Annotated in this window: 16 protein-coding genes and 3 pseudogenes; 7 read left to right on the forward strand and 12 right to left on the reverse strand. The window is 66.4% G+C overall.

What is annotated here, in order from left to right:
* Positions 1-5: 5 nt before the first annotated feature.
* From IPK20_13975 to IPK20_13990, 4 genes are all read right to left on the reverse strand, one after another.
* Positions 6-1,247, reverse strand: coding sequence for an efflux RND transporter periplasmic adaptor subunit (locus IPK20_13975; protein ID MBK8017711.1), 1,242 nt, complete (start codon positions 1,245-1,247; stop codon positions 6-8).
* Between the two features lie 86 nt (positions 1,248-1,333).
* The gene (locus tag IPK20_13980) at positions 1,334-1,879 is read right to left on the reverse strand and encodes a TetR family transcriptional regulator (protein MBK8017712.1); all 546 of its coding nucleotides are present in this window, start codon (positions 1,877-1,879) and stop codon (positions 1,334-1,336) included.
* Between the two features lie 220 nt (positions 1,880-2,099).
* On the reverse strand, positions 2,100-2,762 hold the full coding sequence (locus IPK20_13985; protein MBK8017713.1) for a nitroreductase: 663 nt from the start codon (positions 2,760-2,762) through the stop codon (positions 2,100-2,102).
* 237 nt (positions 2,763-2,999) lie between these two features.
* Positions 3,000-3,389 (reverse strand): carboxymuconolactone decarboxylase family protein, encoded by a 390-nt coding sequence (locus IPK20_13990; GenBank protein MBK8017714.1) that lies wholly within the window; start codon positions 3,387-3,389, stop codon positions 3,000-3,002.
* A 149-nt stretch (positions 3,390-3,538) separates the two neighbouring features.
* Between IPK20_13990 and IPK20_13995 the strand changes: the two are divergent.
* The 3 genes and pseudogenes from IPK20_13995 (at position 3,539) to IPK20_14005 (ending at position 5,378) form a co-directional block, all read left to right on the forward strand.
* A pseudogene (locus IPK20_13995) lies at positions 3,539-4,173 on the forward strand (septation protein A).
* Positions 4,174-4,201: 28 nt separating this feature from the next.
* Positions 4,202-4,480 carry a BolA family transcriptional regulator gene (locus IPK20_14000; GenBank protein MBK8017715.1) on the forward strand — a complete coding sequence of 93 codons (279 nt, stop codon included), beginning with the start codon at positions 4,202-4,204 and terminating at the stop codon, positions 4,478-4,480.
* Positions 4,481-4,568: 88 nt separating this feature from the next.
* The gene (locus tag IPK20_14005) at positions 4,569-5,378 is read left to right on the forward strand and encodes a peptidylprolyl isomerase (protein ID MBK8017716.1); all 810 of its coding nucleotides are present in this window, start codon (positions 4,569-4,571) and stop codon (positions 5,376-5,378) included.
* Positions 5,379-5,441: 63 nt separating this feature from the next.
* On the opposite strand, the gene IPK20_14010 is transcribed toward IPK20_14005, so the two are convergent.
* On the reverse strand, positions 5,442-5,948 hold the full coding sequence (locus IPK20_14010) for a hypothetical protein (GenBank protein ID MBK8017717.1): 507 nt from the start codon (positions 5,946-5,948) through the stop codon (positions 5,442-5,444).
* Between the two features lie 88 nt (positions 5,949-6,036).
* Positions 6,037-9,912 carry a phosphoribosylformylglycinamidine synthase gene (gene purL / locus IPK20_14015; protein ID MBK8017718.1) on the reverse strand — a complete coding sequence of 1,292 codons (3,876 nt, stop codon included), beginning with the start codon at positions 9,910-9,912 and terminating at the stop codon, positions 6,037-6,039.
* Positions 9,913-10,055: 143 nt separating this feature from the next.
* Here purL and IPK20_14020 point away from each other — a divergent pair, with 143 nt between their 5' ends.
* The 3 genes from IPK20_14020 (at position 10,056) to ettA (ending at position 13,944) form a co-directional block, all read left to right on the forward strand.
* A complete protein-coding gene (locus IPK20_14020) occupies positions 10,056-11,558 on the forward strand; it encodes an NAD(P)H-hydrate dehydratase (protein MBK8017719.1) in 1,503 nt (500 codons plus the stop codon).
* A gap of 323 nt (positions 11,559-11,881) precedes the next feature.
* Positions 11,882-12,019 (forward strand): hypothetical protein, encoded by a 138-nt coding sequence (locus tag IPK20_14025; protein ID MBK8017720.1) that lies wholly within the window; start codon positions 11,882-11,884, stop codon positions 12,017-12,019.
* A 260-nt stretch (positions 12,020-12,279) separates the two neighbouring features.
* Complete coding sequence (gene ettA / locus IPK20_14030) at positions 12,280-13,944, forward strand: energy-dependent translational throttle protein EttA (protein MBK8017721.1); 1,665 nt, start codon at positions 12,280-12,282, stop codon at positions 13,942-13,944.
* Positions 13,945-14,031: 87 nt separating this feature from the next.
* Here ettA and IPK20_14035 read toward each other — a convergent pair.
* A pseudogene (locus IPK20_14035) lies at positions 14,032-14,414 on the reverse strand (VapC toxin family PIN domain ribonuclease).
* Between the two features lie 485 nt (positions 14,415-14,899).
* On the opposite strand from IPK20_14035, the pseudogene IPK20_14040 reads away from it, so the two are divergent.
* A pseudogene (locus IPK20_14040) lies at positions 14,900-15,600 on the forward strand (SDR family NAD(P)-dependent oxidoreductase).
* Between the two features lie 201 nt (positions 15,601-15,801).
* On the opposite strand, the gene IPK20_14045 reads toward IPK20_14040, so the two are convergent.
* The 5 genes from IPK20_14045 to pcaH all read right to left on the reverse strand — a co-directional run bounded on the left by IPK20_14045 (position 15,802) and on the right by pcaH (position 21,201).
* Entirely contained in the window at positions 15,802-16,740 is a 939-nt protein-coding gene (locus IPK20_14045; GenBank protein MBK8017722.1) for a recombination-associated protein RdgC, read from the reverse strand.
* Between the two features lie 95 nt (positions 16,741-16,835).
* Positions 16,836-18,461, reverse strand: coding sequence for a peptide chain release factor 3 (locus IPK20_14050; GenBank protein MBK8017723.1), 1,626 nt, complete (start codon positions 18,459-18,461; stop codon positions 16,836-16,838).
* A 187-nt stretch (positions 18,462-18,648) separates the two neighbouring features.
* Positions 18,649-19,380 carry a hypothetical protein gene (locus tag IPK20_14055; GenBank protein MBK8017724.1) on the reverse strand — a complete coding sequence of 244 codons (732 nt, stop codon included), beginning with the start codon at positions 19,378-19,380 and terminating at the stop codon, positions 18,649-18,651.
* A 618-nt stretch (positions 19,381-19,998) separates the two neighbouring features.
* Positions 19,999-20,508: a protocatechuate 3,4-dioxygenase subunit alpha gene (locus tag IPK20_14060; GenBank protein ID MBK8017725.1), complete on the reverse strand. Its 510-nt coding sequence runs from the start codon at positions 20,506-20,508 to the stop codon at positions 19,999-20,001.
* 9 nt (positions 20,509-20,517) lie between these two features.
* Positions 20,518-21,201, reverse strand: a complete 684-nt coding sequence (pcaH, locus tag IPK20_14065) for a protocatechuate 3,4-dioxygenase subunit beta (GenBank protein ID MBK8017726.1) — start codon at positions 21,199-21,201, stop codon at positions 20,518-20,520.
* Positions 21,202-21,264 lie beyond the last annotated feature (63 nt).

Genomic DNA, 21,264 nt, shown 5'->3' on the forward strand with positions numbered 1-21,264 from the left:
GCGCCTTACTTCTTGGATCCGGCAGGCTTGGCGTCCGCCGGCTTCGTCTCGGGCGCCTTCGCTTCGGCCCGCTTCTCTTCGTTCTGGGCGGGTGGCAACGGTGCGGGCGGTGCAACCGCCTCGGGCTTGGCATTGACGACCTGTCCGGGCCGGACCCGCAGCAGGCCGTTCACGATCACCTGCTCCCCTTCGCGCAGGCCCTCCCGGACGATGCGGTCGCCGTCCATGGCGGCCCCGGTCTTGACGGGACGGTAGGACGCCTTCTTGTCCGCGCCGACGACCAGCACGAACTTGCGATCCTGGTCCGTGCCGATGGCCCGGTCGGGCACCAGCACCGCGGCCTGCTCACCCGCCGGATCGCTGATCCGCACGCGGGCGAACAACCCGGGCGTGAGCGAGCCGTCGGCATTGTCGACGATCGCCCGCGCACGCACGCTGCCCGTACCGGGATCGACCCGGTTGTCCACGAACTGCAGCGTCGCGTGCCGCGGGAAGCCGGTTTCCCCGGCCAGCGCGAACTCCACCGGCATCTTCCGGCGCGAGGCACCCTGCAATCCGAACCGCACGAACGTGGCTTCGTCCACCTCGAACGACACGTAGACCGGATTCACGGCGACGATGGTGGTGAGGATCGCGGGCTCCGGCGCTTCCGCCTGGACGAGGTTGCCCGCCGTGATGTCGAAGCGTCCGGCGCGGCCACTGATCGGTGCGGTCACCCGCGTATACGACAGATCCAGGCGCGCAGCGTCCACCGCGGCGCGCGCCGACCTTGCGGATGCTTCCAGATCCTTCACGGCGGCGGCCCGTTCGTCCACGTCCCGCTGCGATGTCGCCTGGCTGGAAAGCAGCTTCTCCGCGCGGCCCAGTTCGAGCCGCGCGAGTTCCATGCGCGACTGGATCGCCGCGAGATCGCCCTCCGCGCGCTGAAGCCGCGCCTGATAGGGACGCGGATCGATGGTCACCAGCAGATCGCCCTTGCGGACGTCCTGACCCTGCTGGAAGTGGACCGCCTCGATGTAGCCGGTCACGCGCGAGCGGACGTCCACGCGATCGACCGCTTCGAGCCGTCCGGGAAACTCCTCGCGTGCGCTGACGACTCTGGTGTGCGCAGGCGCGACAGTCACTTCGGGAGCGGGCGGCCCCCCGGGCCCTGCCGGAGCCTTGTCGCCGCCCTTGCAGCCGGCCAGCCCCAGGACGGCGGAAACGAGCAGTGCAGAAAATGCAGGGATGTTGTTCGACTTGCGCATGCCTATCTCCGCTTCAGATCGCAGTAGTCCCGCGGCCGCTCGATTCGAAGGGCCGACGGCGGTTGGCGCCTGCACGGCGCCGGGGTTCAGTCGAAGCGCTCGGTCGCGAGCTTCGCGAGGAACTTCGCGATGCGTTTCTCGTCCTTGGGCTGCAGCGGCGAGACACCCAGCATCTCGAGAAGCCACATGCCGTCGAGCGCCAGCGTCACCACGGCCGCCTGTTCGTACCCCACGGGGGTATTGGGAAGCTGCGCGTAGTGGTGCTGATAGAACTGCCGGATCGGCTCCAGCAGTTCGGGATTCGCCGCAAGCGCCGGAATGAGGGCGCAGGACGTCTGGCCGAGCTTCTCCTCGGCGGTGGTGACGGCCTCGAGGTAGGCCTCGAGAATCCGCGACGCGTCGCCACCCATGCGGCCATGGGCTTCGACGTACAGGTCGCGAAAGGCCTGGGTCATCCGTTCAACCAGGGCGGTAAGCAGCGCTTCCTTGGTCTGGAAGTGGTACAGCACGCCGCCCTTGCTCAACCCGGCCCGTTCGGCCACGGCATCGAGCGTCACGTGGGCGGCCCCCCGCTCGCGGACGATGGCTTCGGCCGCATCCAGGATGCCGTCCCGTGCGCTCTCCCTCACCATGTGGCTCTCCCGGCCTTCATGGAAAAAGAATCAGGCACGAATGCGCCAGGGGGTCGGCCAGGGGACCAAGTCTCATCGGGAGTGTGATGCCTGCGTTGTACCGTCCGGTTGGTACAGATCGGGCGGACACTAAACCGTCCAGCCGGTACAGTCAAGAACAGGGCCGAGGGCAGGTCGTCGTGCGCATTCCGGGCGTCCGGAGAGTACGCCGGTGCGGTGATCAGTCGATCCAGTGCACCGCGTCGTCAATGGCGACACGCTCGGTGCGGTAGCCGTTGATCGGCGCCGAGTGGTCCGCAAGACCGAACGACAGTCCGCAGACCACGCGCCGCGAATCCGGCAATCCGAAGAACCGCCGCACGGCATCGGGATAGGAAGCCAGCGCCGCCTGCGCAATGCATTGCACGGACTCCGCCTGCAACGCCAGCATCAGCGACATCACATAAAGCCCGCAGTCCAGCATTCCATAGATGCCCAGCGCCTGTTCGGTCGTGATGAAGGCGACGTGCGGCGCGCCGAAACCGCGAAAGTTCTCCAGCGCCTGCGCATGGGCGCGATCGCGGTCGTCGCGTCCGATGCCCAGCGATTCGTACAGTTGCACGCCGCACACCTTCCGCCGGTCCTTGTAGACCCCCGCGTAGGACCCTGGAAACGCGAAATCGGGATTGCCGGGCTGCCCGCCCGCAGCGAGTCCATGGAGCTCGCGGCAGATCCGGTCGCGCGCGTCTCCGGAAACGACATGGACCTGCCAGGGCTGGGTGTTGCACCACGAGGGCGTGCGCTGAGCCGCGGCGAAGGCACGCCGCTGCGTTTCGCGCGACACCTCCTCCGGCCGGTACGCTCTGCAGCTGAAACGGTCGTTCAACAGTTGTTCAAGGGTCATGGCAGTCGATGAATCCGGGTGTCAGTCGACGGGGAAAGGATTCGGGAGCCCCCGGAACTCAGACCCGAGACCCTGGTCCCTGGTCCCTGGAACTCGGACCCGAGACCCTGGTCCCTGGTCCCCAGGGAATTCAGGCCGCCTTCGGCGGCCGGAGTCCGGCGTCGGGTCTGGTCTCAAGGTCTAGGGTCTAGGGTCTAGGGTCTGAGTTCCGGGGATCCCGAACCTTCCCCGCTCTCATTACTTGAATCTGTCATCCACCTCGACCTGGTAGCCGATGGCAAGACGGTTCGTCTTGTTGGCCAACGCAACGAGTTCGATGAGCTCGCCGAGGATCTCGTCATCCATGCCTTTCTTGCGTGCGGCCGCCGTGTGCGAGCGTATGCAGTACTCGCAGTTGTTGGTCATGCTCACGGCGACGTAGATGAGCTCCTTCGTCAAGGGATCGAGCCGGCCCTGCCTGCCCACCACTTCCTTCACCTCCGTCCAGGTGCGGGCGAGCGTGGGCGGGTGATTGGCGAGCGCCTTCCAGATGTTGTTGATCCAGTCGGTCTTGCGGGTGGCCATGATGTCGTCGAACACGGCCTTCACTTCGGGTTTCGCGTTCTCGTATTCGATCAGCTGCGTCAATGCCATGGGCTGCCTCCTATCGATTCTTCGTTCTGGCAAAACGTGGCGGGACTTCCCGGGACGGCGTGGACACAGTCGAACGGCGCCCAGCATAATGCGCGACCGCCTGGGATCGACCCAGGCCATGACTGCACCCAGGGACCCGCTCGATGAAACTGCTGTTCGATCTTATCCCGGTCATCGTCTTTTTTCTGGCCTATTTCGGCGCGGAGCGGATGCCCGGCGACGCAGCCGCGCTCATGGACACGATCCTGCGCACCCTGGGTCTCGATCCCAATCTCGCGCCGAATCAGGTGCCCATCCTTCTGGCGACCGCTTTCGCCATCATCGCGACGATAGGCCAGGTCGGATGGCTCATGGCGCGCGGCAAGAAGGTGGACAAGATGCTCTGGATCAGCCTGGGCATCATCGTCGTGATGGGAGGCGCCACGCTCATCTTCCGCGACGCCACTTTCATCAAATGGAAGCCGACGGTGCTGTATTGGGCGTTCGCCGTCGTGCTGTTCGGGTCCGAGATGTTCTTCTCCCGCAATCTCATCCGTGCCATGACCCAGGGCCAGATCCAGTTGCCCGATCCCGCCTGGCGTCATCTCAACTGGAGCTGGGTGGGCTTCTTTGCGTTCATGGGCGCACTCAATCTGTACGTCGCCTTCAATTTCTCCGAACCGACCTGGGTGAAGTTCAAGCTGTTCGGGGTATGGGCCTCATGCTGGTGTTCGCGCTGGGGCAGGGCTTTTTCCTGGCACGGCACGTCCAGGAACAGGACGCCGGCAAGGGCGAGTGAGCAAGCCGGATCAGGACGGGCATCCGCGATGACGCTCGAGGAAGAGATCCGCACGCGCCTCGCACCGCTCGAAGCGGAGAGTCTTGAGGTATTCGACGACAGCGCCGACCACGCCGGTCATGCCGGCGCACGCGAGAGCGGCGGCGGGCACTTTCAGGTGGTCATCGTGTCGGAGAAATTCGCCGGTCACTCGAGGGTTGCCCGACATCGCCTGGTGTATGATCCGCTGCGCGATCTGATTCCGCACAGGATTCATGCGCTTGCGATCGTCGCCCAGACACCGGCGGAGGCTGCCTCGGCCTTCTGACCGCCACGGGCGCGGCGCTGAGCCGGCAATCCATCTCCGCTTCCGTCGGTCCCCTTTAATCACACAACGTCAATCGGAAGGATTTTTCATGCGAGTGTTCAAGTCTGCCGCGCTGATCGCGGCCGGTGTCTGCGGCATCACGCTGTTTTCCGCGAGCTATGCCGAGGAAGCCAAGAACGTGGCGGTCGTCAACGGCGTGGCCATTCCTCAGGCCCGCATGGACTTCGTCGTCAAGATGCAGGCGCAGCAGGGGCAGAAGGATTCGCCGGAGATGCGCAAGCAGCTTCGCGACGTGCTGATCACCCGCGAGATCATCACCCAGGAAGCCATCAAGCAGGGGCTCGACAAGAGCGAGGAATTCCAGACGCAGATCGACCTGGCCCGTCAGCAGGTGCTGGTCAACGCGTTCCTGGAGGACTACCTCAAGAAGCACGAGCCGAGCGACGCGGACCTTCGCGCCGAGTACGAGAAGGTGAAGGCCGAGCAGAGCGCGCCTGACGCGAAGGAGTTCAAGGCCCGCCACATCCTGGTCAAGAAGGAAGCCGATGCGAAGGCCATCCTCGCGCAACTCAAGAAGGGCGCCAAGTTCGAGGATCTCGCCAAGAAGAAGTCCGAGGATTCCGGTTCCAAGAACAAGGGCGGCGAACTGGACTGGACCGACGGCAACAACATGGTCAAGCCGTTTGCCGAGGCGATGCGGGGCCTCAAGAAGGGCGAGACGACCGCGAAGCCCGTGCAGACGCAATACGGCTATCACATCATCCGCATCGACGACGTGCGCGCCATCACCTTCCCTCCATTCGAGGAAGTGAAGGATCAGGTGGCAAAGCAGGTGATCGGCAAGCAGCGCGACCAGATGGTCGACGAACTGCGCAAGGCCGCGACCGTATCCGAGTGACCGGTCGCAACAGTGAAGAAAGGGCAGCCGAGGCTGCCCTTTTTCATTGCATCCGGACGGTTCTCAGTTGCCGTTGTAGTCGTGCAGGATGCGCCACTTCTCGCGGCTCTTGAGTTCGTCGTCCAGTTGCTGGCGCGCAAGCTTGTCCCGCTCGCCGATATACAGGAGCGACTTCGCGAACTGGCCGTAGCTGATATCGCCCGCGTACAGATCGGCCAGCCCCTCGACGATGTGAACGTTGCTGGTGGCACGGTAGGCAGGCGGCTCGCCCACTCGCTTGGCAGCGAATTCGTTGCACCGCTCGAAAATCGACGACAGCACCAGCACCGCCTGCTTCTCCTGCTCCGTGGCCTTGACCCGCTTGGCCAGCACATCGACGGGCTGCGGATCGCCGATGGCGATGGGCAGCACCACCTTGTCCCGTATGGGATCGAGCCGTTGATCCGTGTAGAGCTGATCGCAGTGGGCGCGGATCTCGGCCGCCGAGGGTTTGGGAGGACCGCCTGCGGTGCACGCGGGCAATGCGGCCACCGCCGTCAACAACGTGAATGTCTTCCACTTCCGGTTCATCCTGCTTCCTCCCGTGATGCGGGACCGCCTTGCAGCAACCGGCGGTCCCTGAATCTGTTTCGCCCCTCGCCGCCTCTTCGAGACGAACTCAGTGCCTGGTCCACTCGAACGCATTGCGGAACATGCGCATCCAGGGCGAATCCTCGCCCCAATGCCGCGGCCGCCAGGACATCTGCACCGAGCGGAAGACCCGTTCCGGATGCGGCATCAGGACCGTGAAGCGCCCGTCGGGTGTCGTGAGTCCGGTGATCCCGTCGGGCGAGCCGTTCGGATTGGCAGGATAGTGTGCGGCGACGTGGCCCCGGTTGTCCACGAATCGAAGCGCCACCAGGTTACGCGCCGACCGCTTCGCCGCGGCAGAGGCGAACTCGGCGCGGCCTTCGCCGTGGGAGACCACCACCGGCAGACGCGACCCGGCCATTCCCTGGAAGAAGAGCGAGGGGCTTTCCGGAATTTCCACCATGACCAGCCGCGCCTCGAACTGCTCCGAGGCGTTGCGGACGAAATGCGGCCAGGCCTCACTGCCCGGGATGATCTCGTGCAGGTTGCTCATCATCTGGCAGCCGTTGCAGACGCCCAGGGCAAAGGTGTCGGGCCGGGCGAAGAAGGCGGCGAACTGGTCCCGCGCGCGGGCATGGAAGAGGATGGACTTGGCCCAGCCCTCCCCGGCTCCCAGCACGTCCCCGTAGGAAAAGCCGCCACAGGCGGCGAAGCCGCGGAAACCATCGAGAGCGATCCGCCCCGCGAGGATGTCGCTCATGTGCACGTCGACCGCTTCGAAGCCCGCGCGGTCGAAAGCCGCGGCCATCTCGATCTGGCCATTGACGCCCTGTTCGCGCAGGATCGCGATCCGGGGGCGGCGTCCGATGATGGCCGGAACCCGCACCCCCTCCATCTCGAAAGCCGGACTGGCCTGCAGGCCCGGATCACCGGCGTCCCCGATGGCGTCCCATTCCTGCAGTGCGCATTCCGGGTTGTCCCGCAACCGCTGCACGTGATGACTGGTCTGCGACCAGGCCTGCATCAGGCCGACGCCTGACGCCGCCAGCACTTCGCGTCCGTGGTGCATCACTCGCAGGTGACCATCCCGATTGATGTCACCCAGATCGTGGAGCGAATCCTTCAGCCCGCGCGCCGCGAACTCTTGCCGCACTTCCGCGACATCGTCGGACCGGACCTGCAGAACGGCGCCCAGTTCCTCGGAGAACAGGGCGGCGGCGGCCCCCCCGCGCCGGGCGAGGTGCGTGATGTCGACCGTCACCCCCACGTGGGAGGCGAACATCATCTCCGCCAGAGTCGCCGCGAGCCCGCCATCGGACCGATCGTGATACGCCAGCAGCCGCCCCCGTCCGAGGAGTGCCTGCTGAGCCTCGAAGAAACCGCGGAGCCTCGAGGCGTCGTCGACGTCGGGGGCTTCCTTGCCGACCGCGCCCTGAACCTGCGCGAGGACCGAACCACCCAGCCGGTTGCGGCCGCCACCCAGGTCCACGAACAGCAGGCGCGAGGGCCCGGCATCCAGCCGAAGTTCCGGCGTCACGGACTTCCGCACGTCGGCGACGCGTGCGAACGCCGACACGATGAGAGACACGGGCGAGGTCACCTCCTTGGCGACATCGCCGTCTCGCCACGTCGTGCGCATGGACAGGCTGTCCTTGCCGACGGGAATGCTCACACCGAGTGCCGGGCACAGCTCCATTCCGACAGCGCGGACAGCGTCGAACAGGGCAGCATCCTCACCCGGCTGGCCCGCAGCGGCCATCCAGTTGGCGGACAGCTTCACGCGTGCGATGTCGCCGATGTCCGCCGAAGCGATGTTCGTCAGCGCTTCGCCGACGGCCATGCGTGCCGATGCCGCGGCATCGATCACGGCCAGCGGCGTGCGCTCGCCCATGGCCATTCCCTCTCCGGCATAGGTGTCGAAACCCATGGAAGTGATCGCCGCATCGGCCACAGGCACCTGCCACCGTCCGACGAGCTGATCGCGGACCGTCATGCCGCCGACGGTACGGTCGCCGATGTGGATCAGGAATGCCTTCGATGCAACGGCAGGAAACTGCAGCACCCGCAACAGCGGCTCGAGCAGATCGCCATCGGCCGGCTTGAACGCCGGCAGCCTGGGCCTCACCCGCTTCACGTCCCGGTGCATGCGCGGCGGCTTGCCGAGGAGCACCTCCAGGTCCATGTCCACGGGACGATTGCCGAACCCGGGGTCCTCGACAATGAGACGCGGATCGGCGGTGGCCGTGCCCACGACCGCGAACGGGCAACGCTCTCTTTCGCAGAGGGCGCGGAACGTATCGAGGTGCCGGGCATCGACGGCCAGCACGTAGCGCTCCTGCGCTTCGTTGGACCAGATCTGCATCGGCGACATGCCCGGCTCTTCGGAGGGCACCTTGCGAAGATCGAAGCGCGCGCCCTTCCCGGCGCCATGCACGAGTTCGGGCAACGCATTCGACAATCCGCCGGCTCCCACGTCGTGAATGGACAGGATCGGGTTGGCGGGCCCCAGCGCCCAGCAGCGGTCGATGACCTCCTGGCAGCGGCGCTGGATTTCCGCATTGCCCCGCTGCACCGAGTCGAAATCGAGGGCCTCCGTGTTGGCGCCGGTCGCCATGCTGGACGCTGCCCCGCCCCCCAGCCCGATCAGCAGACCGGGACCGCCCAATTGCACGAGCGCGGCGCCTTCCGGAATGCCGGACTTGAAGACCTGGTCCGCCCGGATGTTGCCCAGGCCACCGGCGATCATGATGGGCTTGTGATAGCCCCGCACCCGCTCGCCCACTTTCTGCTCGTAGGTCCGGAAATAGCCCGCAAGATTGGGCCGGCCGAATTCGTTGTTGAACGAGGCGCCGCCGATCGGCCCCTCGATCATGATGTCGAGGGCGGAAGCGATGCGTCCGGGTTTGCCGTAGTCCAGCGATTCCCAGGGCTGGGGCAACTGGGGGATGCGCAGATGCGAGGTGGTGAAACCGGTCAGGCCGGCCTTGGGCTTCGCGCCGCGGCCGGTGGCGCCTTCATCCCGGATCTCGCCGCCCGATCCCGTCGCGGCGCCGGGAAACGGCGAGATGGCGGTCGGATGGTTGTGCGTCTCGACCTTCATCAGGATGTGGGTGGCTTCGTCGTGCCGACGGTAGACGCCGGAGGTGTCCGGACGGAAACGGGGCGCCGCCATCCCTGCCATCACCGCCGAGTTGTCCGAATACGCCACGATCGTGTGGGCGGGCTGGTTTGCATGCGTGTTGCGGATCATCTGGAACAGCGAACGGGACTGCTCCTCGCCGTCGACGGTCCACGACGCATTGAAGATCTTGTGCCGGCAGTGCTCCGAGTTCGCCTGGGCGAACATCATCAGCTCGACATCGGTCGGATTGCGTCTCTCTGCCAGGAACGCGTCGAGCAGATAGTCGATCTCGTCGTCGGAGAGCGCGAGCCCCATGTCGCGATTGGCGGACTCGAGGGCGGCACGCCCGCCGACGGTCACGTCGATGGTGGACAGCGGCTGGGCAGACACGTGGTGGAAGAGCCTGTCGGCGTCTTCGAACGCATCCAGCACCGTCTCTGTCATGCGGTCGTGGAGACGCCGTGCGATCAGGGCGCGCCCCGCAGCCTCTGCGGTGGCTCCGGAAACAACATAGGCGATCCCGCGTTCGATGCGCAGCACCGCTTCCAGCCCGCAATTGCGTGCGATGTCCGTGGCCTTGGACGACCAGGGCGAGATCGTCCCCAGCCGGGGCACCACGAGGAACAGCGCGCCTTCGAGCCGCCGCGGTTTCGACGCGGGTCCGTAGGTCAGCAACCGCTCGAGCCGGACGTGCTCCTCGGCGGCAAGCGGTCTGGACGTCTGCACGATGTGGCGGAATGTCGCCGTCACGTCGCTTACGCGGCGGTCGGCGAGACGGAGGGCATCGAGAAGCTTCTGGAGACGGAACTCGGACAGGGCGTTGCGCCCGGACAACTGCAGGATCTGCGGCATGAGTTGGGAGGCCGATCGCTAAAGCGAAATTATAGCGGCCACGAACGCTTTTCCGGCATTCGCGCCCCGCTTCGACTGGTGCTATGGTCCCTGGCATTCCGCTCACACCTGCCTTGCCCGGGCTCCCTGCCTCCATGTCCGACCTTCTCTGCTCCAGCCCCCAGCCGGTCTATCGTGCCGAGGCCATCCGACGCATCGAGGCAGCCGCCTTTGCGTGCGATCCGCCGCCGCCGCTCATGGAACGCGCGGGGACGGCGGCAGGGACCTGGGCACGCGACATTCTCGGCAGTGGGGACCGCGTGCTCGTGCTCGCCGGACCCGGCAACAACGGCGGCGATGCTTTCGTCGCCGCGCGGCACCTGCGCGAGAACTGGATCGACGTGACGGTCGCGTTCAAGGGAGAAGAGTCGAAGCTGTCCGGCGATGCCGTGGCGGCGCTCGCTGCATGGCGCCGCGTCGGCGGCACGGAGATCCGCGATCTCCCGCCGATCGGGGGATTCTCGATGGTGATCGACGGTCTGTTCGGCATCGGTCTCGAACGGCCGCTCACCGGAACGTATGCCAAGTGGGTGGATACGGTGAACGAGGCACGCATCCCGGCCGTCCTCGCGCTGGACGTTCCCAGCGGGCTCCATTCCGACTCCGGCGCGATTCTCGGGACCTGCATCCGTGCGACCCATACCCTGACGTTCATTGCCCTCAAGCCCGGTCTGCTCACGCTCGACGGTCCCGATCATGCGGGTCTGCTGCGCACCGATGCGCTGGAACTGGATGTGCCCGCACTGGTCCCCGCAGACGCATGGCTGCTGGACTATCGCTGGATCCGGAGCGCCCTTCCGCCCCGTCGCAGGAACACGCACAAGGGAACGTACGGCAGCCTGGTGGTGGCGGCAGGGGCAGAAGGAATGATGGGTGCGGCGCTGCTCGCAGGACGCGCCGCGTTGCTCTGCGGCGCGGGACGGGTCTACGTGGTCCTGCTGTCGCCCGACGCGCTCTCCGTCGATCCGGCACAACCGGAACTCATGCTCCGGCCCGCCTCCGGAGGCGACCTCTTCGCCGGTGCCTCTGCGCTATGCGTAGGTCCGGGCCTCGGGCAGACCGATGCGGCGGCCACCGTGGTCGAACGCGCGCTCCGGACCCCCTTGCCGCTCCTGCTGGATGCGGATGCACTCAATCTGATTGCCGCGGATGCGGACCTGGCCCACGCCCTCGCGAACCGGGAGGCGCCCTCCGTGCTCACGCCTCATCCGGCCGAAGCGGCCCGCCTGCTGTCACTCTCCACGGCCGATGTGCAGAAGGACCGCGTGGCATCGGCTCGCGAGATCGCCCGCCGGTTGCGGGCCTGGGTGGTGCTGAAGGGCGCCGGAAGCGTTTGCGCCGCCCCCGACGGGCGGTGGTTCCTGAACGACACCGGCAATCCCGGCATGGCCGTGGCGGGCATGGGGGACGTGTTGTCAGGCGTCGTCTCGTCCCTCCTTGCCCAGGGCCGGGACGTCGAGGACGCGTTGCTGGGCGGCGTCCGGCTGCATGGCTTGGCGGGCGATTACACCGTGCAGCATCTCGGGGGACAGGTCGGCATCACGGCAGGCGAAGTCGCCCTCGCGTGCCGGACGGTCGCGAACCGGATCTGCCGCTGAGCCAGGCATCCCCCTGGCGACGAGAGTTTGCTGCATCGCGCCATCCCCACCTCTTTCAAGGTCCGCATTCCCTGCCGAAAAGTGATTCGTGCAGGTTTCCCGCGCTTTTGAGTACGGCAAATCGGCCACTATTGTTTCCCAATCCACCAAAGTTAATTTCCGAAATGCACCAATATCCCCGCGATGAATGGGAACCTCGCCGCCATTGATTCCCCGCAGGAACAAGTGAAGTTCATGGAATCAGTCTAAATGTTGCGTCGCAAAAGACGTACATTGCATCCATGGGATCGACGTTGGGGTCCCGTCACTGAACGGAGGTTTCCATGAATGCTCGCAATCTCACTGCTTGGCTCCTGAGCGCCTGGGTCGTCGTCCTGGCTTCCGGTGCAGCCATCTCCGCGGAGGACAACGGCGAGGTCGTGGTTCCCGCGATCGACGAAGTGGAGATCTGGGCTCCTTGAGTTTTCCTGGTCCGGCGCTGCCGGACCGAAGGCGGAAGCCGCGCAGCGGCGCTCCGTCGTGCAGGTGTCTGAAAACGAACCGGCGCTTACTCCTCCCTCCCGTTCCGGTTCGTCATTTTCCGCGGCGACGATTGTCGCCGCGTTTCTTTTTCCGGGGTAAGCTCGCGGCCTTCCGCGTTTCCGGCGTGCGGCGGCACCGGATCTCTCCGGTCTGACGGCGCGTCTCCCGGCGCTTTCCTTCCTCATTCGTTTCACAGGCCATGGCCCAATACGTCTACACGATGAACCGCGTGGGCAAGATCGTTCCGCCCAAGCGACAGATCCTCAAGGATATTTCCCTTTCATTCTTTCCCGGCGCCAAGATCGGCGTGCTCGGACTGAACGGAGCCGGCAAGTCGACGCTCCTGCGAATCATGGCCGGCGTCGACACCGAGATCGAAGGCGAAGCCGTGCCCATGCCGGGCATCAAGATCGGTTACCTGCCGCAGGAACCCAGGCTCGATCCTTCGCACACTGTCCGGCAGGAAGTCGAGGCGGGGCTGGGCGAGGTGATGGTCGCCAAGCAGAAGCTCGACGAGATCTACGCCGCCTACGCCGAGCCGGAGGCCGACTTCGACAAGCTGGCGGCCGAGCAGGCGAAGTACGAGGCGATTCTCTCGACGGCAGGCAGCGATACCGAACACCAGCTCGAGATCGCCGCCGATTCGCTACGGCTGCCGCCCTGGGACGCCCAGATCGGCAATCTGTCCGGCGGCGAGAAGCGCCGCGTGGCGCTGTGCCAGTTGCTGCTCTCGAAGCCGGACATGCTGCTGCTGGACGAACCGACCAACCACCTCGACGCAGAGAGCGTCGAGTGGCTCGAACAATTCCTGCAGCGCTTTCCGGGAACGGTGGTGGGCGTCACTCACGACCGCTACTTCCTCGACAACGCCTGCGAGTGGATTCTGGAACTGGACCGGGGCCACGGCATTCCGTGGAAGGGCAACTACAGCTCGTGGCTCGAGCAGAAGGAAGCGCGGCTCGAACAGGAAGCCCGGAGCGAAGCCGCCCGCATCAAGGCCATGAAGCAGGAACTGGAGTGGGTCCGGCAGAACCCCAAGGGCCGGCAGGCCAAGAGCAAGGCGCGGATCGCGAGATTCGAGGAGCTGTCGTCGTTCGAACACCAGAAGCGCAACGAGACGCAGGAGATCTTCATTCCCGTCGCGGAACGCCTCGGCGATCAGGTCATCGAGTTCAAGGGCGTCAGCAAGGGATACGGCGACCGCCTGCTCATCGACAACCTGAGCTTCTCCATTCCCCCCGGTGCGATCGTCGGCATCATCGGCCCCAACGGGGCCGGCAAGTCGACGCTGTTCCGCATGATCATGGGGAAGGAACAACCGGACAGTGGCGAGGTGGTGATCGGTCGGACCGCACAGCTCGCCTTCGTGGACCAGTCGCGCGACGCGCTGGACGGGACCAAGTCGGTCTGGGAAGAGATCTCGGGCGGCCGGGACATCATCACGGTAGGCAAGTTCGAGATGCCTTCCCGCGCCTACATCGGCCGTTTCAACTTCAAGGGCTCCGACCAGCAGAAGAACGTGGGCCAGCTCTCGGGCGGCGAGCGCGGCCGGCTGCATCTGGCCAAGACGCTGCTTCGCGGCGGCAACGTGCTGCTGCTCGACGAGCCATCCAACGACCTCGACGTGGAAACGCTGCGGGCCCTGGAAGAAGCGCTGCTCGAATTCGCCGGCAGCGTGCTGGTCATCTCCCATGACCGCTGGTTCCTCGACCGCATCGCCACTCACATCCTCGCGGCCGAGGGCGATTCGCAGTGGGTGTTCTTCAACGGCAACTACCAGGAATACGAGGCCGACAAGCGCAAGCGCCTGGGCGAGGAAGGCGCCAAGCCCAAGCGGTTCCGGTACAAGCCGCTGAAGGGATAGCGAGAGAAGGCCCGGTGCAGCTCCGGGCCTGCCGAGGTCCGGGCCTGCGGCGTTCCCCGCTGCGCGACGGCTGGGGAAAACGAACGCTCAGTGGCGGGCCGGCCGGCAGTCGATGCCAAGCCTGGCGGCCAGAGCGGCAAGACTACGATCTGTGGTCCAGAGACTTGCCTCGGGCGTGCGAAGCGTCAAGGCAAGCAGAGCAATGTCGACCGCCCCGCACCCGCTGTCCATCAAGCTCCCCCGCTCGATCAACATCAGCGTCTCTTCCAGGCTCGCGGATACCGACTGCCGCAGAGTGCGAAGGTCGCGTAGCGTGCGGTCGCGCGGGATGGCGGTGTCCCGCATGCGATCTCCAGGATGATCAGCGGGTGGCATAGCACGTCGTCGGCCCCGCGAAGTTCCGTCAATGCGGTATCGGCCGACCGGAAATGCGCGATCCAGATGGACGTGTCCACGAGCACGCGGCTCAAGGGCTGCACTCCTCGGCCGGCCGCCGTCGCGATATGGCCTTCATGTCCGGCGCCTTCCCACCCAATGCGGCGAGACGCCGGGCAGACTCGCGAACGGGCACTTCACCGCCCGGCGAGTGTCGTCGCGGGTTCCCGCGGGTCGGGGGGGCGAGGCCGCTCATAGAGCTCATCGTCGGGTGACTGTCGTTCTCATGGTCGGGACACGCCTTCGTCATCAGTATTGATGCCCGACATCAGCCAGCCGCTGCGTGCTCGCTTCCTCGGATCCCCCGGCGGAAGCGGAACGGGTCTTCGGGGTGCTGGCCAGCATGGCGCCCGAAGATTTCCGTGGCGCCGCGGACCTGCTTTCTGCACCATTGGGTCGACACACGCCGGAGCGGCGATGAAGAGGCGGATGGCTTCCATGGGAATCGACGTGCCATCCGGGCAAGCCCTCTCGTCGCTTGGCCGGTAACGCATTCGACATCGTTGAAGGAAACTGGATGATTGCTCTGGATCTGAAGGACAAGGCGATCATGGTGACGGGCGGCTTCGGCAGCCTCGGAACCAGTGTCGGCCGGACGCTGGTCGCCGCGGGCGCGCAAGTCGCGCTCATCGACAGGGCCCATGCCTCCCGCGCCCCGAAAGACGTCGACGGCGCGTTCGCGCTGGGGATGTGGATCTCGCTTCCACCTCCGCGGCGGACGACGCCGTGGCTCGTGTTGCGGCACGGTTCGGCCGCATCGACGCCCTCGTCAACGTGGCAGGCGGCTTTCGCTGGGAGACGGTGGCGGACGGCAGCGTCGACACGTGGGATCTGCTGTACCGGACCAACGTGCAGACCGCGGTGAACGCCTCGCAGGCCGTCCTGCCCCATCTGCTCGCCGCCTCCGGTGGAAGCATCGTGAACATCGGCGCCCTGGCCTCGACCAAGGCGGCGACGGGGATGGGCGCCTATGCGGCGTCCAAGGCAGGCGTGGCGAAGCTGACGGAAGCGATGGCGGAAGAGTTCAAGGGCCGCGGCATCACGGTGAACGCCGTGCTGCCGTCCATCATCGACACGGCGGCGAACCGCAGCGACATGCCGGATGCCGATTTCTCCCGATGGGTGAAGGCGGAGCAGATCGCGGAGCTGATCGTGTTTCTCGTCTCAGACCGCGCACGCGCCATCACCGGAGCGCTGATCCCGATCGCCGGCGGCATGTAGATCATCCGTCCTTCCCCTTCCGCCCACCGGTGGAGCGTCGAGACGGTGACGCGGGCGCATCGCTCACGGGACCGGTGCAACCGGACAGCCTCCGGCTGCGCGTGACGGTCTTCCCGGCAGTCGGCCGGCCGCCCAACTTCCTGGCCTGACTCCTCCCGCGAGACCGTATCCTGCGTGCCTTCGATGCCGGACGGAAGCGACCTACTGCGCGGCCGCCGCTTCCTCTGGCTTCCTGGGTTCTCCGTCCACACCGCCCAGGGTTTCGAGAAGGTCGCTGAGGAAACGGCCCAGCATCGCCGTCATCAGCGTGAAGTCGGACTGGAACTGCTCCTCGGCGGAGTCGGCATCGCTCTCGGTGTCGCCACGTGTGATGTCGAGAAACTGCACACGGCGCACCTCGAGCTTGTCCGTGAGGACGAAGGAGACGCGGTCTTCCCAGGTGAGTGCCAGCTGGATCGGCACCTTGCCGTCGCGGGTGATGTGATTGCGGATCTCGTCGGTGTCCACCAGCGAGTGATGCGAATATCGGACCGTGGACTTTTCCTCCAGCGGAGACTGCAGAACGCACTCGCGGTCGATGGAGAAACCCGCCGGCCCCTCGCGCTCCACCAGCCACTCGGTCATGGCGGATGCCGGCGAACGCGCCGCCTTCACTGGTTCGAACGCCAGCGCCTCCGAGCTCTTGTGCAGCCATTCGGTCACCTCGTCCGCGCGCTTGGACGTGGGCGCATCGATCACCAGCCAGCCGCCCACGGGATCGATCCAGCAGAACGTCGTGCGATAACGGCTGAATGCGCGGGGCAGAAGCTCGTCCGTGACCTGATCCTTGAGATCGCGGATGCGCTTGCGGCTCGGCTTGAAGCCCGAGCGAGCCTCGAGATCCGCCGCACGCTGCTGCACTTCCTGCCGGACCACCGACGCCGGCAGCAGCTTCTGCTCCGTGCCCAGGGCGGCGAGCCAATGCTGGTTCAGCGTGTACAGCAGGCGATCATCTCCGCGCGGCGGTATCCAGCCGCGGGATTCGGGCATGAGCGCCGAGCACGCCTGGAACACGTACGGAGACATCTGTTCCTGAAAGGCCTCGGCCGTGGCGTCCTGGCCGGCCGTGAGACGGAAAAGCTGCAGATTGCGGAAGAACATGAAGGTCGAAGGAATGAAGGGTTCGGATTCGCGGACGTTCAAGCCCGCGGGAGAAAGGGCGAAGCCGGCCTACCGGCCGGCGACCTCCCCGGGCTTCACGCCGCGGCTTCCAGCTGCAGGCCGGCGTGCTCGCGCTTCGCGTGGAACCGGATCTTCGGCCACATGTCCTGCACGACGCGCATCTCGTACTGATTGGCGGTGAGCACCGCGTAGGCATCCGCGGCATCCTGCGCGACGCGGCCGGCGTTGGCTTCGACGAAGCGGTCCAGCTCGGCAGGGTCGTCGGCCGAGACCCAGCGGGCGCATGTGTAGTTGGAGGGCAGGATACGCGCCTCCACGCCGTACTCGTGCTTGAGACGGTGCGCGGCGACGTCGAACTGCAGCACGCCCACCGCTCCCAGCAACAGGATCGTGCTGCGCATCGGCCGGAACACCTGGATGGCGCCCTCCTCGCCCAGCTGGATGAGGCCCGTGCGAAGCTGCTTGGTCTTCAGCGGATCCACGACCTCGATGCCGCGGAAGATCTCCGGCGCAAAGAACGGCAGCCCCGTGAACTGCAGCGGCTCGGCCGTTTCGCTCAGCGTGTCCCCCAGTTGCAGCCCCCCGTGGGTCGGAATGCCGATGATGTCGCCTGCGTAGGCTTCGTCCAGCAGTTCACGGCGCTGGGACAGGAAGGAGACGACGGTGCTCGGCCGGAACTCCTTGCCGGTGCGCTGCAACCGCAGGCGCATGCCGCGCTCGAAGCGGCCGGAACAGACGCGGACGAACACGACGCGGTCGCGGTGGGCGGGATCCATGTTCGCCTGGATCTTGAACACGACGCCGGTGAACTTGGGGTTGTCCGGCTGGACCGGGCCCTGTACCGCCACCCGGGCCTGGGGTGGGGGCGCGATGTCCACGATGGCGTCGAGCACCTCCCTCACGCCGAAGTTGTTGATGGCCGAACCGAAGAACACGGGCGTCTGCTTGCCCGCGAGGAATTCGTCGAGCGAGAACGCGGGAGTGGCTTCCCGTACCAGTTCGACGTCGTCGCGCGCCTGATCGATTTCCGGAGAGAAGCGCTCGCTCAGGCTCGGATTGTCCAGGCCATGGATGACCTCGATGTCGTCCCCAACACGGTCTTCCCCGGCCTTGAAGACGCGGATGCGGTCCTCCTGCAGGTCGTAGACACCGTGGAAGCGCTTGCCCATGCCGATGGGCCACGAGAACGGAACGGCCGACATGCCCAGGGTGCGTTCGATCTCGTCGATGAGATCGAGGGGCGGCCGGACCTCCCGGTCCATCTTGTTGATGAAGGTGATGATGGGGGTGCCGCGGGAACGGCACACCTCCAGGAGCCGCAGCGTCTGGGCTTCCACGCCATTGGCCGCGTCGATCACCATGAGCGCGGCGTCCACGGCCGTGAGCACGCGGTAGGTGTCTTCGGAGAAGTCCTGGTGCCCCGGGGTATCCAGCAGATTCACCACGTGGTCGCGGTAGTCCATCTGCATGACGGAGCTCGCCACCGAGATTCCGCGCTGCTTCTCGATCTCCATCCAGTCGGACGTCGCGTGGCGGCTTGCCTTGCGTGCCTTCACGCTGCCGGCGATCTGGATGGCGCCTGCAAACAGCAGCAGCTTCTCCGTGAGCGTGGTCTTGCCTGCGTCCGGGTGGGAAATGATGGCGAAGGTGCGGCGCTGCGCCACCCGCTCGGCGAGCAGTTCTGGGGTGATGTCGGTCATGGAGGATCCCGGAGGCTGCGGCGGCGAGGGCTGCCGCGTGCGGAACGGCACGGATCGAAGACGGCGCGTACCGGTTGATGCAAAGACCCGATTCTACGTTTTGCCCCTCTCCCCCGCCAGCACCCGGTCGGTGTCCATCGCTCGCTTCCGGCCGCGACGCAATCCGCTTGAGCCGTCGGCGCCGTCGTCAGGCCAGACCCGCGCCCGCAAGTACCGCTTGCGTCTCCGCGGCGGCATGCCGGATGGCGCCGGCAGGATCCAGGCATGTCTCGATGTCCTGCCCGCCCACCTCTGCCAGCCGAGGATCGTCCCGGATCACAGCCGAGAGGAGCGATCCCAGGGGGACCTTGCGGGAGAGCGCTTCCGTGCTCAGACGGCCTGCCAGGGCGGCCGCCTCGGAATGTCCCAGGTGTCCGGCCAGCAATGCCGTCACCCGGTCGGCCATGACCGTGCCCTGCAGCGCATCGAGATTGGACCGGCACCTGGCCGCATCGAAGCGAAGGCCTTCCAGCAGCGTGGCCGTCGCCTCCAGCGCCGTGCAGACACGTCCATACAGTTCCGGCACCTGCGCCATGTCGTTCTGCCAGGCACCGAGCGAGCGTTCGTGTTCCTGGATCATCGATCCCAGAAGATCCGCCACGCGCCCGGGCACCCCCTGCACGGCGGCGAGAATGCGCATGGACAGGACGGGATTGCGCTTCTGGGGCATAGCCGTCGATCCGCCCCTGCCCTCGGCGGCGGGCTCGATCGCCTCACCGATTTCTGCCTGACAGAGGAGCGAGATGTCCCGGGCGATCTTGCCCGCCGATCCGGCAAGGATTCCGGCATCGGCCGCGAGACCGCACCAGCGTTCCCTGCTGGTGTGCCATGCGTGGCCCGGATCGGCCAGCCCCAGCCGCCGGGCAAGGTCCCGCCGCACCTCCGGGGCCGGCATTTCCCAGCGCCGCCAGATCGCCAACGGCGCCGCCCAGGGAGACGGCAAGACCTTCCCGCGAGGAACGGTCCAGGCGTTCGAGCGAACGCTGCAGCGACGCGGCCCAGCGGGCCGCCTTTCAGGCCAGCCGTCATCACGCCGGCCGGCTGGAGCAGCGTCCGGGCTGTCATCCCGTCGACTGCATGAGCGCGGGCCAGCGAGACCGCCGCATCGATCGCCGCTGTCGCATGTCCACGGATTCGATCCACCGCGTCGCGCGTGCAGAGGACCAGCGCCGTGTCGAGCAGGTCCTGGCTCGTCGCCCCGAGATGGAGGTGGCGGGCGGCATCCCCGTCATGTGCCTCGACGCGGCCACGCAGCCACTTCACGAACGGAATGGCGAGCGAGCCGGCGTGGGCGGCGTCCCGGACCATCGCGTCCGGATCGGGCCGTTCGAGCGCCGCGATGCGTGCGATCGTTTCGGCGCTCGAAGGGGGAACCAGACCGGCCGCCACCTGTGCCCGCGCGAGCTCCCGCTCGAAAGCCAGCATCGCGCCGATCGCAGCACGGTCGCCGAACAAGTCGGCGATGTCCAGCGATACCAGCGTTCGTCCGAACATGGATTCAGAACTCGAAGAAGACGGTTTCGTGGGTTCCCTGGAGGACGATGTCCCACTCGTACGTGTCCGCGGACGGGCCGGCAGCGCGCGCAACCAGCGTTCGTGCACGTTCCGTCGGCACCTCGCGAGGCACGTCGGCGGTATCGGGACCGGAGACCGGCACGTACACCCGGGTATGCAAGCCGCGGAGCAATCCGCGCGCAAACACCGTCACCGAGGCGAACGTGGCGGTCTTGCCGGGACGCATCACCCAGAACTCGAACCGTCCGGCACGGCGGGTATCCGCGCGCTGGAATCCGGGCAGGCGTGCCCCGGGCCAGGCGGCAGCCGCCAGATCCGGCTGCCACACCTCCACGAGGGCATCGGGCACCGGAGCTCCTTCCGCATCCAGGACCCGGCCCGTGATGCGCACCACCGGCACACCGAAATCCCTGCGGGAATCCCCGTCCATGGCCCACGACAGGCCGTCGTAGAAGAACGGGCCGATCGTCTGGGAAGGGGTGAGTTCCGCCATGGCGACCTCCTACAGTCCCAGCGGGGTCGCGTCACGCCCCCGCAGGACGATGTCGAAGCAATACCCCAGCGCGACGTCGGGCACCGTCGACGCCAGTTCGAAGCGGGAGACCAGACGAGTGCGCGCGCCTTCGGGCACGCTGTTGTAGATCGGATCGAATGCCAGCAGCGGATCGCCGGGGAAGTACATCTGCGTGATGAGGCGCTGGGCGTACGCGTTGCCGAACAGCGAGAAGTGGATGTGCGCGGGCCGCCACGCGTTGGGATGATTGCGCCACGGGTAGGCGCCGGGCTTGATGGTGACGAAGCGGTACGCCCCGGTGTCGTCCGTGAGCGTCTTCCCTCTGCCGACGAAGTGCGGGTCGAGCGGCGCGTCGTGCTGATCGTTTCGGTGCGAGTACCGGCCCGCCGCGTTGCACTGCCAGATTTCCACGAGCGAGTTGCGCACGGGCCGTCCGTCCTCGTCCAGCACCCGGCCCGTCACGACGATCCGCTCGCCCAGCGGCGATCCCGTGGACTGACGGGTGAGATCGGCGTCCGTCGGGGCGATCAGTTCCGCCGGTGGTTCAAGCACGGACAATTCCGCAGCGCCCTGTTCCAGCCGGACCGGTGCCCGGCGGGGCGAACGGGCAGGCGTGCTGCGGTAATCCGGAGAAAGAAGCTCCGGGTGCGTACCGGGGGCTTCCCGTCTCAGCGGTGACGTCTGCACTGCGGTCTCCTCCTTCGGTATCGACGGGTGCACGTGCCGCCACCGGTC

The sequence above is a fragment of the Betaproteobacteria bacterium genome (genome assembly GCA_016713305.1).
Classification (GTDB): Bacteria; Pseudomonadota; Gammaproteobacteria; order Burkholderiales.

Excerpts from the sequence above, each read along its gene's own strand:
- IPK20_13975 (MBK8017711.1), bottom strand. The coding sequence starts at position 1,247 with ATGCGCAAGTCGAACAACATCCCTGCATTTTCTGCACTGCTCGTTTCC.
- IPK20_14025 (MBK8017720.1), top strand. The coding sequence starts at position 11,882 with ATGAATGCTCGCAATCTCACTGCTTGGCTCCTGAGCGCCTGGGTCGTC.
- IPK20_14060 (MBK8017725.1), bottom strand. The coding sequence starts at position 20,508 with ATGGCGGAACTCACCCCTTCCCAGACGATCGGCCCGTTCTTCTACGAC.
- ettA (MBK8017721.1), top strand. The coding sequence starts at position 12,280 with ATGGCCCAATACGTCTACACGATGAACCGCGTGGGCAAGATCGTTCCG.
- IPK20_14050 (MBK8017723.1), bottom strand. The coding sequence starts at position 18,461 with ATGACCGACATCACCCCAGAACTGCTCGCCGAGCGGGTGGCGCAGCGC.
- IPK20_14010 (MBK8017717.1), bottom strand. The coding sequence starts at position 5,948 with ATGAACCGGAAGTGGAAGACATTCACGTTGTTGACGGCGGTGGCCGCA.
- IPK20_13985 (MBK8017713.1), bottom strand. The coding sequence starts at position 2,762 with ATGACCCTTGAACAACTGTTGAACGACCGTTTCAGCTGCAGAGCGTAC.
- IPK20_14045 (MBK8017722.1), bottom strand. The coding sequence starts at position 16,740 with ATGTTCTTCCGCAATCTGCAGCTTTTCCGTCTCACGGCCGGCCAGGAC.
- IPK20_14000 (MBK8017715.1), top strand. The coding sequence starts at position 4,202 with ATGACGCTCGAGGAAGAGATCCGCACGCGCCTCGCACCGCTCGAAGCG.
- IPK20_13980 (MBK8017712.1), bottom strand. The coding sequence starts at position 1,879 with ATGGTGAGGGAGAGCGCACGGGACGGCATCCTGGATGCGGCCGAAGCC.
- IPK20_14005 (MBK8017716.1), top strand. The coding sequence starts at position 4,569 with ATGCGAGTGTTCAAGTCTGCCGCGCTGATCGCGGCCGGTGTCTGCGGC.
- IPK20_14020 (MBK8017719.1), top strand. The coding sequence starts at position 10,056 with ATGTCCGACCTTCTCTGCTCCAGCCCCCAGCCGGTCTATCGTGCCGAG.